The 14,651-nt window shown below is 64.1% G+C and carries 9 protein-coding genes; 7 read left to right on the top strand and 2 right to left on the bottom strand.

The features are described 5' to 3' along the window. Window positions 1-102: 102 nt before the first annotated feature. The 7 genes from gshB to U1E20_RS02425 all read left to right on the top strand — a co-directional run bounded on the left by gshB (window position 103) and on the right by U1E20_RS02425 (window position 9,447). Entirely contained in the window at window positions 103-1,080 is a 978-nt protein-coding gene (gene gshB / locus U1E20_RS02395; protein ID WP_409978986.1) for a glutathione synthase, read from the top strand. After that, complete coding sequence (locus U1E20_RS02400) at window positions 1,077-3,884, top strand: [protein-PII] uridylyltransferase (protein ID WP_409978987.1); 2,808 nt, start codon at window positions 1,077-1,079, stop codon at window positions 3,882-3,884. The genes gshB and U1E20_RS02400 overlap by 4 nt, the downstream gene beginning before the upstream one ends. A 66-nt stretch (window positions 3,885-3,950) precedes the next feature. Continuing rightward, complete coding sequence (grpE, locus tag U1E20_RS02405) at window positions 3,951-4,535, top strand: nucleotide exchange factor GrpE (RefSeq protein WP_409978988.1); 585 nt, start codon at window positions 3,951-3,953, stop codon at window positions 4,533-4,535. Between the two features lie 16 nt (window positions 4,536-4,551). After that, the gene (gene corA / locus U1E20_RS02410; RefSeq protein ID WP_409978989.1) at window positions 4,552-5,556 is read left to right on the top strand and encodes a magnesium/cobalt transporter CorA; all 1,005 of its coding nucleotides are present in this window, start codon (window positions 4,552-4,554) and stop codon (window positions 5,554-5,556) included. A gap of 126 nt (window positions 5,557-5,682) precedes the next feature. Continuing rightward, window positions 5,683-7,194: a Do family serine endopeptidase gene (locus U1E20_RS02415; protein WP_409978990.1), complete on the top strand. Its 1,512-nt coding sequence runs from the start codon at window positions 5,683-5,685 to the stop codon at window positions 7,192-7,194. 173 nt (window positions 7,195-7,367) lie between these two features. Next, the gene (locus U1E20_RS02420) at window positions 7,368-8,051 is read left to right on the top strand and encodes a response regulator transcription factor (protein ID WP_409978991.1); all 684 of its coding nucleotides are present in this window, start codon (window positions 7,368-7,370) and stop codon (window positions 8,049-8,051) included. Continuing rightward, window positions 8,035-9,447 carry a sensor histidine kinase gene (locus U1E20_RS02425; protein WP_409978992.1) on the top strand — a complete coding sequence of 471 codons (1,413 nt, stop codon included), beginning with the start codon at window positions 8,035-8,037 and terminating at the stop codon, window positions 9,445-9,447. The genes U1E20_RS02420 and U1E20_RS02425 overlap by 17 nt, the downstream gene beginning before the upstream one ends. On the opposite strand, the gene U1E20_RS02430 is transcribed toward U1E20_RS02425, so the two are convergent. Both U1E20_RS02430 and pepN read right to left on the bottom strand, forming a co-directional pair. Continuing rightward, window positions 9,339-11,780 carry a PAS domain-containing sensor histidine kinase gene (locus U1E20_RS02430; protein WP_409978993.1) on the bottom strand — a complete coding sequence of 814 codons (2,442 nt, stop codon included), beginning with the start codon at window positions 11,778-11,780 and terminating at the stop codon, window positions 9,339-9,341. The genes U1E20_RS02425 and U1E20_RS02430 overlap by 109 nt on opposite strands. Window positions 11,781-11,904: 124 nt before the next feature. Next, window positions 11,905-14,541 carry an aminopeptidase N gene (gene pepN / locus U1E20_RS02435; RefSeq protein ID WP_409978994.1) on the bottom strand — a complete coding sequence of 879 codons (2,637 nt, stop codon included), beginning with the start codon at window positions 14,539-14,541 and terminating at the stop codon, window positions 11,905-11,907. Between the last annotated feature and the right edge of the window lie 110 nt (window positions 14,542-14,651).

Raw genomic sequence — 14,651 nt, forward strand, 5'->3', positions numbered from 1 at the left:
GGCGCGCCGGCCGAGGGTTGCGCAGGGCCGCCATTCTCCTGCTAAGTGTCGCCCGAGGGGCGGCGCCGAACCGGGACGACGGCGGCTGCGGCAGGGGGATCGATGCTCGAGATAGCGGTCCAGATGGACCCGTTGGAACGCATTAATTTTGCAGGCGATTCGACCTTCGCTCTGATGCTGGAGGCAAAGCGCAGAGGGCATCGCCTGTGGTTCTACACGCCGGATCGGCTCTCCCTCGAAGGCGAGCGGCTGACGGCGCGCGCCAATTCTATCGAGGTTTTCGACGATCCGTCCCGCTACTACGCGCTGGGCGAGGCGACCAAGCTTGATCTTCGCGCCATGGACGTGGTGCTGCTGCGCCAGGACCCGCCCTTCGATCTCGCCTATATTACTTCCACGCATCTTCTCGAACGGCTCGCGCCGAAGACGCTCGTCGTCAACGATCCGGCGCATGTGCGCAACGCGCCCGAAAAAATCTTCGTGATGGAATTTTCCGATTTGATGCCGCCGACGTTGATCACCCGCGACCGCGCGGCGATCGAGCGTTTTCGCGCCACGCATGGCGACATCGTCATGAAGCCGCTCTACGGCCATGGCGGCGCCGCGGTGTTCAAGGTCGCGCCGCGCGATCCGAATTTCGGCTCGCTCATCGACATGTTCGCGACGACCTTCCGCGAACCGTGGGTCGTCCAACGGTTTATCCCCGAGATCGTGAAGGGCGACAAGCGCATCCTGCTGATCGACGGCGAGGCGATGGGCGCGATCAATCGGGTTCCCGCGGTTGACGACATCCGCTCGAACATGGTGCGCGGCGGCGCGCCGGCGGCGACCGAACTCGACTCGCGAGAGCGGGAAATCTGCGCGCGGCTGGGACCGGAGCTGAAACGACGCGGCCTGGTGTTTGTCGGCATCGACGTGATCGACGGCTGGCTCACCGAAATCAACGTGACCTCGCCGACCGGGCTGCGCGCGCTCAAGCGCATCGGCGGGCCCGATCTCGCGCCGCCGCTGTTCGACGCCATCGAGAGGGGCCTGCGCGCGCTGCGCGCGTCGGGCCGGCCGTCGGAACTCGCGCTATGAATGAAGTCGCGACGATCAGCGTTTTTTCCGGCCTCGATCCCGACGCGCAGTTCCGCGGTCTGCGCGAGGCGCTCGCGCCTTCGGTCGCGTCGATCTGCAAGAGAGAGCGCGGCCATGCGCGGCGCACCGCGATCGTCGAATTGTTTCGTTCGGTTCTCGCCGAAGGACGCGAGATCGCACGGGCGCGGCTCGAGGCGCGCGGTTCGGGACTGGCATGTGCGCGACAGCTTTCTGGGCTTGAGGACGAACTGATCGGCGCCATTTACGACTATGTCGTGCGCTATGTTTACGTCGTCGATAATCCGACCTTCGCCGAGCGTCTCGCGATTGTCGCCGTCGGCGGCTATGGGCGCGGCGCGCTCGCGCCCGGCTCCGACATCGACCTTCTGTTTCTCGTGCCCTACAAGCAGACGGCGTGGGGCGAAAGCGTCATCGAGGCGATCCTTTATATTCTATGGGACCTGCGTCAGAAGGTCGGCCATGCGACGCGCTCCGTCGCCGAATGCATGCGTCAGGCCCGCACCGACATGACCATTCGCACGACGCTGCTCGAAGCGCGTTTCATCCTCGGCAACGCCGAATTATTCAGCGAATTCCGCGACAGTTTCGATCGCGAGATCGCGCGTCTCGACACGCGCGAATTCGTCTCGGCCAAGCTCGCCGAACGCGATTCGCGCGTGCTGCGCGCCGGCGCGTCGCGCTATCTCGTCGAACCGAACGTCAAGGAAGGCAAGGGCGGCCTGCGCGATCTCAATACGCTGTTCTGGATCGCCAAATATGTCTATCGCGTGCGCGAGGCGAAGGAGCTTGTCGCCGCCGGCCTCTTCACCGCCGCCGAGCTCAGTCTCTTCGAGCGCTGCGAAGAGTTCTTATGGCGGGTACGCTGCCATCTGCATTTTGCAAGAGGTCGCGCCGAGGAACGGCTTTCCTTCGATGTGCAGCCGGCGATCGCGCGGCGCCTCGGCTATCACGACCGCAGCGGATTGTCGCCGGTTGAGCGTTTCATGAAGCATTATTTTCTTGTCGCCAAGGAAGTCGGCGATCTGACCGCGATCGTCTGCGCGGCGCTTGAAGAGAAGCAGGCGAAGCCGCGCGCGATTTTCGAGCGCTTCCTGCAGCCGTTCCGACGCCGGCGCACCCGCGCGCCGCAAGGCGACTTCATTGTCGATCATGATCGCATCAGCATCGTCGACGCCGACGTGTTCAAGCGCGATCCCGTCAACATCATTCGCCTCTTCTGGATGGCCGATCATCATGGCCTGCCGCTGCATCCTGACGCGCTGCGCGCGGTGACTCTGTCGCTGCGCCTGATCGACGCCAATCTGCGGGCCAACAAGGAGGCCAATCGGCTGTTTCTGGAAATCCTGCTGTCGCGCAACATGACCGAAATCACGCTGCGGCGGATGAACGAGTCTGGCGTTCTCGGGCGCTTCATTCCGGAATTCGGCAAGGTCGTCGCGATGATGCAGTTCAACATGTATCATCACTACACGGTCGACGAGCATCTGCTGCGCGCGGTCGGCGGATTGTCCGATCTCGAAGCGGGGCGCATGCCCGAGCATCGGCAACTCGTCGACGAAGTCCTGCCGACCATCGTCAACCGCAAAGTCCTTTATCTGGGCCTTTTCCTGCACGACATCGCCAAGGGCCGTAAGGAGGATCACTCCGTCGCCGGCATGGAGGTGGCGCGTACGCTATGTCCGCGGCTGGGATTCACGGCGGGCGAAACCGAGTCGGTGGCCTGGCTCGTCGAGCATCATCTCACAATGTCGAGTTTCGCGCAGAGCCGCGATCTCTCCGATCGCGTCACGATTGAGAATTTCGCCGCCATCGTTCAGACGATCGAACGGCTGAAGATGCTTTTCGTTCTGACCGTCTGCGACATCAACGCGGTCGGGCCCGGCGTGCTGGACGCCTGGAAGGCGCAATTGCTGCGCGTGCTCTACTGGGAGACCGAGGTCGTGCTCGGCGGCGGCCATTCGGCGGTCGATCGCAAGAGCCGCGTCGCGGGCGCCAAGGACGAATTGCGCGCGGCGCTGCCAGACTGGAGCGACGAGGAATTCGACGCCTACGCCAGACGCCACTATCCCGCATATTGGCTCAAGGTCGACGTGGCCCGCAAGCTTCGTCATGCCGCGATGCTGCGCGAGATGAATGGCGCGCCGGCGCCGCTTGCGACCGCGGTCGAACTCGACCGGACGCGGGGGGCCGTCGAACTGACCGTCGTCGCGCCCGACAATCCGCGCCTGCTGTCGATCATCGCCGGCGGCTGCGCGGCGGGAGGCGCCAATATCGTCGACGCGCATATCTTCACCACGGTCGATGGTTTGGCGCTCGACACGATCTTCTTCTCGCGCGCCTTCGATTACGACGAAGATGAAATGCGTCGCGCGCGACGCATCGCCGACCTGATCGCCAGGGCCCTGCGCGGCGAGGTGGTCGTGTCCGACGCGTTGAAGGCGCGCGCCAAAGCTCATCTGCCGACCGACGCTTTTTCGGTCGCGCCGGAGGTGGTCGTCGATAACAGCCTGTCCAACGTCTATACGGTGATCGAAGTCTCGGGGCTCGACCGCGAAGGCCTGCTCTTCGAGCTCACGAATGCGATCTCCAGGCTCAACCTCAATATCGCCTCGGCGCATATCGTGACCTTCGGCGAGCGCGCCGTCGACGCTTTCTACGTCACCGATCTGACCGGCGCGAAAATCGCCTCGCCGCAACGCCAGGCGGCGATCAAGCGGCAGCTCCTGGATGTCTTCAACGGCCAGGGCGGCCGTGGCCAGAAAACGCCGGCCGCAGCGACTTGATTTTGACGCTTCGCCCGCAGATATCGGGCCCTTTACGAAAACCATGGTGAGAGCATGAGCGATCCAATGAATGCGGATAAGAAGGCTGAGACGACAAAAAATCAGGGCGCGGCGGAGCCTTCGTCCCTGTCGCAGCCTTCGGCGGAATCCGATATTGCGCAGCCGGAACCCTTCACCGAGCTCGAAAATTTATATGCGGAAAATGCCGGCTTGAAGGACAAGCTGCTGCGCGCCCTCGCCGAAGTCGAGAATGTGCGCCGTCGCGCCGAGCGCGAAGTCGCCGACGCGAAAGCCTATGGCGTCGCCAATTTCGCGCGCGAAACGCTGTCATTCGCCGATAATCTGCAGCGCGCTCTGGAGAATGTGCCCGAAGGTTCGCGCGCCGACCCGGCGGTGGCGGCGCTGGTCGAAGGCGTCGAGGTGATGGAGCGCGATTTTCTGGCGCGGCTCGCCCGGTTCGGCGTCAAGAAGATCGAAGCGCAAGGCGCGCGCTTCGATCCCAATCAGCATGAAGCGCTGTTCGAAATCCCCGACGAGACGCAGCCCGCCGGCACGGTGGCTCAGGTCGTCGAGCAGGGCTATATGATCGGCGAACGCGTGTTGCGGCCGGCGAAGGTCGGCGTGACGCGCGGCGGCGCGAAGCCGTCCTGACGGCCGGAGCGCGGCCATGGAGGAACGGACGCCGGCGACAAAGATCCGTGAAGCCGGAGTCGTCGCGGCGGCGGTCTATCAGAACGGCCGCAAGATCGCCGATATCGAGATCAGTGAGGCTGGAGACTGGGCCAGGCGCGAGGGCCATGTCGTTTGGATCGGCCTTTATGAGCCTTCGCAGGAATTGCTCGAGCGGGTCGGACGCCAGTTCTCGTTGCATCAGCTTGCGATCGAGGACGCCTTCAAGGCGCATCAATTCCCCAAGCTCGAAGAATATGAGAACAGCGTGTTCATCGTCGCGCGCACCGCGCAGATGGTCGATGGCCGCATCGCCTTTGGCGAGACGCATCTTTTTCTCGGCGTCGGCTATGTCGTGAGCGTCCGCCACGGCGCCTCGGAAACCTATGCGCATGTGCGTGAGCGCTGCGAAGCCCGCGCCGAGCGTCTTTCCGAGGGCGAGGATTTCATCGTCTACGCCATTCTCGATTTCATTGTCGACAATTACTTCCCGGTGCTCGACGCCATCAATGACGAGGTCGAGGACATCGAGGATCACGTGCTCGCGACGACGATGGGCAGGGCGGAAATCGAGCAGCTCTACAGTTTGCGGCGCGACCTGCTGCATCTGCGCAACGCCGCGACGCCGCTTTCCGACGTCTGCCGGCGTTTGGAGCGCAGCGACGTCGTCGCGATCGATCGGGAGATGCGACCGCATTTTCGTGACGTGCGCGACCATCTGCGCCGCGTGCAGGAACGCATCGACACGATGCGCGAGACTCTGGCCTTCGCATTTGAATCGAGCCTGATGAACGCGCAGATGCAGCAGACCGACATTTCCCGCCGGCTGGCCGCTTGGGCCGCGATTCTCGCCGTGCCCACGGCCGTCGCCGGCATTTACGGCATGAATTTCGAGCACATGCCGGAGCTGAGCTGGAAATACGGCTATTACGTCGTCCTGGGCGTGACCGCGACGATTTGCGCCTATCTCTACTACCGGCTGCGCCGCGCCGGGTGGCTGTAAGGCCGCCTTACGAAAGTTTCATCCCGCCGCCATTGGCCGGCAAAGCGGCCATCTCCATCTTCTACTCGCGGCGACGTTGCGCTTCTCCTCCGCGGGGCGTCGCGCAGAGATGGAGATTTTCGAGAAATGCCTATCGCAATCAATCCTCGCGACCGCGCCGTGGAAGCGCCGCGCCGCGCGTCCCGCCTCGCGCTGATTGGCGCGACGGCCGCGTTCGCGCTTGGCGCCGCCATCGGTCCGGCGCCGCTGACCCCGGCCTACGCCGAAGCGCCGCTCTCGGGATCGGTCATTTCCGCCGGACCCGCTTCTTTCGCCGACATCGTCGAGCGCGTGAAACCCGCCGTCGTCGCCATCAAGGTCAAGGCGGTGGAGGATTCGCAGGGCGGCGGCGCCTTTGACATGCCCGACATGTCGCCAGACGACCCGATGTATCGTTTTTTCAGGCAGTTCGGCGAACAAGGCCAGGGCCGTCCGCAGAAACACATGACAATGTCGCAGGGCTCCGGATTCATCATCAGTCCTGACGGCTATGTCGTGACCAACAATCATGTCGTCGAACACGCCAATGAAGTCGAGGTCGCGCTCGATGACGGCCGCACGCTGCCGGCCAAGGTGATCGGCGCCGACAAGCGCACAGACTTGGCGCTTCTCAAGATTAACGACGGCCAGAAACTGCCCTATGTCGAATGGGGCGCCTCGGCGCCGCGCGTCGGCGACTGGGTGATCGCGGTCGGCAATCCGTTCGGCCTGGGCGGCTCGGTCACCGCCGGCATCGTCTCGGCGCGCGGGCGCGATATCGGCGCTGGCCCTTATGACGACTTCCTGCAGATCGACGCGCCGGTCAATCGCGGCAACTCGGGCGGCCCCGCCTTCGACGCGCATGGCAATGTGATCGGCGTCAACACGGCGATCTATTCGCCGTCGGGCGGATCGATCGGCATCGGCTTCGCCATTCCGTCCGAGGTCGCCAAGGACGTCGTGGCGGCGCTCAAGGAAAAGGGCTCGGTGTCGCGCGGCTGGATCGGCGTCAAGATTCAGAATGTGACGCAGGAAATCGCCGACAGCATGGGCCTGAAGTCTGTGAAAGGCGCGCTGATCGCGCAGCCGCAGAAAGGCGCGCCGGCTGAAGAGGCGGGCCTGAAGGCTGGCGACGTCATCGTCGCGGTCAATGGCGAGAAGATTGAAACGCCGCGCGATCTCGCGCGCCGCATCGCCGCCCTTGGCCCAGGCAAGACGGTGGACCTCACCTATCTGCGCTCGGGCGCCGAAAAGACCGTGAAGCTCAAACTGGGAACTTTGCCCGATGAGCGCGAGGCGCGCGCCGGCGAGGAAAATTCCGAGCGCGGCCCGGAACTGTCCGGCCTCGGCATTGAGGTCGTGCCGGCGACCGAGGTGCGCGGCGCGGGTCGCGAAGGGGTCCTCGTGACCGATCTCGACCCGTCCGGCGCGGCCGCGCAAAAGGGATTGCACAGGGGCGACGTCATCGTCGAGGCCGGCGGTCAGCCGGTCAGCTCCAGCCGCGATCTCGCCGCCGCGCTGGAGGCCGCTCGAAAGGATGGCCGCCGCTCGGTGCTGTTGCGGGTGAAGTCCACTGACGGGGCGAAATTCCTTGCCGTTCCCGTGAAGGGCGCCGGCTAAGCCGGTTTAACGAGCTTCTTGCGTCGAGACTGACACACTGCACCCGCCCGCAGTCGGCCTCCGCAAAGAAGAGCGTCGGGCAGAGCCAGTCCCCTCCTGGCTCCCGAACGCGGGCAGGCTGGCGCACAATGCGCCGGCCTGCCGTTTTTTTGCAATCTCGGATATAGAGAAACATGCGCATTCTCATCATTGAAGACGACAACGAAGCGAGCGAATATCTCGTCAAGGCGTTCCGCGAGCAGGGCCATGTCGCCGAACATGCCGCCGACGGGCTCGCCGGCTATGGCCGCGCCGGCGACGGCGACTATGACGTCCTCATCGTCGACAGGATGCTGCCCAAGATGGACGGGCTGTCGCTAATCTCCGGCCTGCGCGAACAAGGCGTCGAGACTCCCGCTCTCATTCTTTCGGCCCTCGGCCAGGTGGACGATCGCGTCAAAGGGCTGCGCGCCGGCGGCGACGATTATCTGCCGAAGCCTTACTCCTTTTCCGAACTGCTGGCGCGCGTCGAGGCCTTGGCCCGCCGCCGCGTCGGCCCCAAGGGCGAAGAGACTCAATACCGCGTCGGCGATCTGGAGCTCGATCGCCTGTCGCATAAGGTCACTGTCGGCGGTCAGGAAGTGACGCTTCAGCCCCGCGAATTCCGGCTGCTCGAATATTTGATGAAACACGCCGGCCAGGTGGTGACCCGCACCATGCTGCTCGAAAATGTCTGGGATTATCATTTCGATCCGCAGACCAATGTCATCGACGTGCATATTTCGCGCTTGCGCTCCAAGATCGACAAAGGCCGCGAGAATCCGCTTCTGCACACGATCCGCGGAGCCGGGTATATGATCCGTGACGGCGCTCGGTAAGCTTTTCCGCACGACGGCGTTCAAGCTTTCGATCGCCTATCTCGTGCTGTTCTCGATCGGCGCGGGGCTGGTGCTCGCGCGCGTCGGGACCCGCGTCAAGGAAGTGCTCGACGAGCAGATCGAGCAGACCGTGGACGCCGAAATCAGAGCGCTCTCCGAACAATATTCACAAGGCGGCCTGCGTCAGCTCGGCAATGCGCTCGAACGCCGCGTGCGCGCCCCGGGCGGTTCGCTTTATCTGCTCACCAGTCATTCCGGCGACGTGATCGTCGGCAATATCGAGGCCCCCGCGTTCACGCCGTCGGGCGGCACCGAACTCGTCGAGACGACCTATGAGCGGCGCGGCGAGCCGGGGGTCAAGCATCCGGCCTTGCTGCGGCTGTTTCTGCTGCCGGGCGGGTTTCGGCTGCTCATCGGCCACGATATCGAAGACCATGAGGTGCTGCGCGGCATCTTGCGCAGCGCGCTCGGCGTTTCGCTGTTCTGGCTCGTTCTTGTCGGCTCGCTTGGCGGCCTGTTCGTTTCCTATCGCATGCTCGAACGCGTCGACGTGATGTCGGCCTCGGCGCGCCGCATCATGGCGGGCGACATGCATGAGCGTCTGGCGGTTTCGGGCGCCGGCGACGAACTCGACCGCCTGGCGGAAAATTTCAACGCCATGCTCGCGCGCATCAGCGAGCTGATGGCCGGCCTGCGCGAGGTGTCCGACAATATCGCGCATGACCTCAAGACGCCGCTGACCCGCCTGCGCAACCGCGCCGAGGCCGCCTTACGAGCGGGCTCCAACGATCGCGAGCATCGCGAGGCGCTCGCCGCGGTGATCGAAGAATCGGACAATCTCATCAGCGTGTTCAACGCCTTGCTGATGATCGCGCGCGCCGAGGCCGGCTATTCGAGCGACCACATGGCCGCCTTCGACGCCGACGCCGTCGTGCGCGACATCGTCGAAATGTACGAGCCGGTCGCGGAAGAGCAGGGCGTGCGTCTCGACCTGTCGGCGCAGGACGGATTAAAGGTCACGGGCAGCCGCGAACTGCTCGGGCAGGCGCTCGTGAACCTTGTCGACAATGCGCTGAAATATGGCGCGGCGGGCGACGATCCGCGCATCGCCGTCGAAGCGCGGCGCGTCGGCGATCGCGTCGAGATCGTCGTCTCCGATCGCGGGCCGGGGATAGCGCCGTCGGATCGCGAGCGCGTCGTCGGGCGTTTCGTGCGGCTTGAGAATTCGCGTTCGCGGCCGGGCTCGGGTCTCGGCCTGTCGCTCGCCGCGGCGGTCGCCCGCATGCATCACGGCGCGTTGCGGATCGAGGACAATGCGCCGGGTTTGCGCGTCGTGCTGTCCTTGCCGGCGATGCGGATTACCGTCGTTCCCCCGGCGCGAGTCGAGCGCGCATGAGGCGAGACTTTCCCCGGCGCGCCGGGCGACTCGATCGCGCGCGTCTTTAACTGCGTCACCGTCGCCGAGGCGGCCGGCAGCCGCATCATGACGATCGTGCCTTCGCCAAGACGCGAACGGAAACGCAGCGCGCCGCCATGCAATTCGATGAGGGCGCGCGCGATGGCGAGGCCGAGCCCCGAGCCGCGCATGCCGTTTTCAATCAAATTCGCGCATTGCTCAAAAGGCTTGCCGAGCTTGGGAATGGCGCATGGATCGACGCCGCGTCCGGAATCTTCGACATAGACGTCGATCGCGCCACCATGCGCGCGCGCGCGCACCCGCACCACTTGCCCCCTGTCGCTGAATTTCACCGCGTTGGAAAGAAAGATGCAGAGCGTCTTGACGATCGCGGCCTCGTCGCCGACGCAGCGCAGATTGTCGGCGGCGTCGGCGATGATCTCGATGTCCTTGAGTTCGGCGCGCGCGCGCCAGGCCACGACGGCCTTGCGGATCGCCTCGGCGACATTGATTTCGCGTTCGGCGAGCCGCACAAGGCCCGCTTCGAGGCGCGACATGTCGAGAATGTCGGACAGCACTTCGTTGAGATAGGCGCCGCCCTGGCGTATGCCGCTGCAATATTCCAGATATTTCGGGGAGCCGAGCGCGCCGAAGGGCTCCGCCTCCATCATCTCCGAAAAGCCGATGATGGCGTTGAGCGGCGTGCGCAGCTCATGGCTCATATTGGCGAGGAATTCCGATTTCGCGACATAGGCGGCTTCCGCTTCCGCCTTCTGGTGATGATATTTCTCGGCGAGCGTCGCGAGTTGCTGCGCCTGCATTTCGAGCGTCTGCCGCGAATAAGTGAGATCGGCGACGCTCGCGGTGAGACGACGTTCCGAGTCGCGCAGTTTTTCCTCATTGCGCTTGAGCGCGGTGATGTCGGCGCCAACCGACACATAGCCGCCGTCCTTGGTGCGGCGCTCGTTGATCTGAAGCCAGCGTCCGTCGACAAGCTGCGCCTCATAGGCGCGGGCGTCGGGCGACGGGCCGTCGGGCGGGGCGATCTCGGTTCTAATCAGCGGCGCCGTGGCGCAGCTCATGATCTGCCGATAGCTCGCGCCGGGCGTCGCGGCGTCCGGCGGGATGCCGTGCAGGGCCAGAAATTTCGAATTGCAGGTGACCAGACGGTTCTTGGCGTCCCACAGCACGAAGGCTTCCGAAATGGCGTCAATGGCGTCGCGCAGGCGCAGATTGGCCATCTTCGTATATTCGGCAAGCGCGCGTTGCTCGGAAATGTCGACGGCGATGCCAACCAGATGTTTGCCGGCTTCGCGCCCTTCTTCGACGATCTGAGCCCGCGCGCGCAGCCAAATCCATTCGCCGTCGGCGTTCTTCAATCGGAATTCGTGGTCGACGCTGTTGGCGCGCGAACAGGCCAGCATCTCGGCGATCGTTTCGAAGTCGCCGTCATCGGGATGGAGCATGCCGCTCAATTCAGCGAAGGAGAGAAAGCGGCGCTCGGCGGTCAGTCCCAGCATCTCATACATGGAGTCGGACCAATAGATTCGGCCGCCGGCGATATCCCATTCCCAGAGGCCGCAGCGCCCGCGCGACAGCGCCGCTTCGAGGCGCCTGCGGATCAGCGCATTGGCGCGTTCGACCTCCTGACGACGGCGGGTTTGGCGGAAATAGGCGAGGACGATGAGCGCCAGAAGCAGCGCGGCGCCGGCGAATATCAGGGCATAGCGCGAAGCGACGGCGCGCCACTCGCCGAGCACATTGTCGACCGGATAGATCATCGCCACCTGGCCGAAGGGCGTCGGCAGCTTCCGCACGCTGACCAGCGCGGGAACGCCTTCGGGTAGCGTGACGCGCATCACGCCGGCGTTGTCGGCGAAGTCGACGAGCGCCTCTTCAGCGCCGAGCGCCTGCGACAGCGTCAGGTCTTTGGATGGAAGCGGCGGGAACGCCGCGGCGATCCGCCCGCGCTCATCGGTCACCAGAATGCGTCGGCCGCGCGACAGCGCGCCCTGCGGCACGAGCTGATCAAGCGGCGCGGCGAAGGGCTTTTGCGCGTCGGCCGTGAGCTTGTCGCGCAGGTCGAGCGAGACGGCGCGCGCGAAAAGCTCAAGGTCGTCGACGGCTTGCTCGACCAGCCGATCCTGCATCGCGCCAGTCAGCGACACGACGAAGGCGACGAGAGAAATCAGGCATACCGCGCAGGCGGCAAGCGCCAAGGGACGCAGCCAGCCGAAATCCTTCAGCCCCTTTGCGCTATCTTCGTCGAACCGATACGCGCCCCACACCGTATGGGCGTGAGTCTTCACGCGGGCAGCGGGAGCGCGCGCCATCGAGAGCCTCCGAAATGATTGTGATGCAAACGCGGCTTTACGCCCGAATCACTTTCATTCGAATCCTTCGAGGCGCGATTGTCCAGACCTTAACGCAAAGTTAACGAAACTTTTTTCGATCGCCTCAGCCGAGCGCCCTGGTGGCGATGTCGCGCAGGTCAGCCGACAGGTTCTCCTGCGCGACGATATGCTTGAGCCGAGCCTCAATCAGATCGCGTCGTCTTGACTCCATCGTGCGCCAGGAACGCAACGTCGAGAGCAGCCGCGCCGCCAATTGCGGATTCTTCGGGTCGACCTGAAGAACGACGCTGGTCAGCAGATCATATCCCGATCCGTCCAGCGCGTGAAAGCGGGTGAGATTGCCATTGGCGAAGGCGCCGATCAGCGCGCGCACGCGATTGGGATTGGCGAGCGAGAATTCGCGATGGCTCATCAGGCTTAGCACGCGCTGCGTGGTCGCCGCTTCCGGAATCATCGCCTGCAGTGAGAACCATTTGTCGATGACAAGCGCGTCGCCGGCGTATTGCGCATAGAAGCGGGCGAAGGCCTCCTCGCGCGCATGCCCGCCGAGGAGCGCCAATGTCGCCAGCGCCGCGAGTCTGTCGGTCATATTCCCCGCAGCCTCAAATTGCGCCATCGCCAGCGCGCGCCCTTTTTCACAGTCCCCTGCGGCCAAAAGGTCGAGCGCCACATTGCGCAGGGCGCGACGGCCGGCGCTGGCGGCGTCCGGCGCATAGGCGCCTTCATCGGCGAAGCGCGCATAGATCGCTTCAAGCTCAGCGCCGAGCGATCTGCCGATTTCGGCGCGAAGCGCCATGCGCGCGTCAAACAGGACGTCAGGATCGACGTCGCTCGCCTTTTCGCGCGCGAGGTCGATGTCGGATGGCAGCGACAGCGCCTGCGCGACCAGCGCCGGATCGTCCTCAGCCTTGGCGAGCAGCGATCGCAACGCCTCGGTGAGGCCTTTCGCATCCAACGCGCCGGTTTCGAGGCGGCCGAAAATCGCGCGTAACGCGAGGCCTTGCGCGGCTTGCCAGCGATTGAAGGGATCGTCGTCAAGGGCGAGCAAGCGTTCAAGGTCCTCGTTTGCGGGCGCGGGCTCAAGGCGCACCGGCGCGGAAAAGCCGCGCAGCAATGAGACGACTGGCCGCGACGGGACCTCGCGAAATTTAATGACGCGCTCGGCGGCGTCGAGTTCGATCAGGCCGCGCGCGAGTTCGGTCGGAGTTGCGTCATCGCTGACGAGATCGAGCTTTTGGCCATTCTCGCCAAAGAGCGCGAGCGCGATCGGAATGACGACGGGCTTCTTCTCGCTTTGGCCCGGCGTCGGCGCCGTCTCCTGTTGGAATTTCAACGTGAAGGTCTTGGCGGCGGCGTCATAGTCGCCCGCCGTGGTCACGACCGGCGTGCCGGCCTGACTGTACCAAAGCGCGAAATGCTTAAGATCGCGGCCCGACGCCGCGGCGAAGCAGGACAGAAAATCTTCGACTGTCGCCGCGGTTCCGTCGAAGCGTTCGAAATAGAGATCCATGCCGCGGCGGAAGGTTTCCTCGCCGATCAGCACGCGCAGCATGCGGATGATTTCCGCGCCTTTCTCGTAAACCGTCGCGGTGTAGAAATTATTGATCTCCTGATAGACGTCGGGACGCACCGGATGCGCGAGCGGACCCGCGTCTTCTGGAAATTGCGCGAGACGCAGGCCGCGCACGTCGCCGATTCGCTCCACGGCGCGCGACCGCATGTCGGCGGAAAACTCCTGGTCGCGGAAAACCGTCAATCCTTCTTTCAGGCAAAGCTGGAACCAGTCGCGGCAGGTGATGCGATTGCCGGTCCAATTGTGGAAATATTCATGGGCGATGACGCCTTCGATGCCGGCGTAATCGCCGTCGGTCGCGGTGTCGGCGGAGGCGAGCACATATTTGTCATTGAAGATGTTGAGCCCTTTGTTCTCCATCGCGCCCATGTTGAAGTCCGAGACGGCGACGATGTTGAAGACGTCGAGATCATATTCGCGGCCGAACTTCTCCTCGTCCCAGCGCATCGAGCGCTTCAGCGCGTCCATCGCATAGCCGGCGCGCGCTTCCTTGCCATGTTCGACATAGATGGCGAGATCGACCTTGCGTCCCGTCATCGTCGTAAAGCTGTCGCGCAAGACGCCGAGGTCGCCGCCGACGAGCGCGAAGAGATAGGAAGGCTTGCGGAACGGATCGCGCCAGATCGCATAGTGGCGATCGGTTCCGGCGATATCGCCGCGCGCGACGGGATTGCCGTTCGACAGCAGGATCGGCGCTTCGCCCTTCGCGGCTTCGATGCGAGTCGTGTAGACGCTGAGCACATCCGGCCTGTCGAGAAAATAGGTGATGCGGCGAAAGCCTTCCGCCTCGCATTGCGTGCAATAGGCGGAGCCGGAACGATAGAGTCCCGAAAGCTGCGTATTGCCGCTCGGATTGATCTCGGTCTCGATGTCGAGCGTAAAGGGCGCGTCGGGAACCTTGGCCAGAGTCAAGCGATCGGGCGTCGCCTCATAGTCGCCGGGGGCGAGCGCGACGCCGTCAAGCGTGACGCCGACCAGGGTCAGATCGTCGCCGTCGAGCGCGAGCGGCGCGCTCGCGTCGCCGGCAGGATTGCGGCGCAACGCCAATCGCGCCGTGACTCGCGTCTTCGTCGGATGCAGCTTGAAATCGAGTTCGACCGAATCGATTGCGAAATCGGCTGGACGGTAATCGGCGAGCCGAATGGCGGCGGTCGAAGGGTGACGCATCTGATCCTCAGGGCTAGAGCCACGTTTCTGCCGTGATTATAGAACCGGCGTCGTCATTTGCGACCGAAAGACGCGCCCGAATGAACTCGGGTTGCGGGTTTTTCTGGAAA

The sequence above is a fragment of the Methylocystis sp. genome (assembly GCF_046349115.1).
Taxonomy (GTDB): domain Bacteria; phylum Pseudomonadota; class Alphaproteobacteria; order Rhizobiales; family Beijerinckiaceae; genus Methylocystis.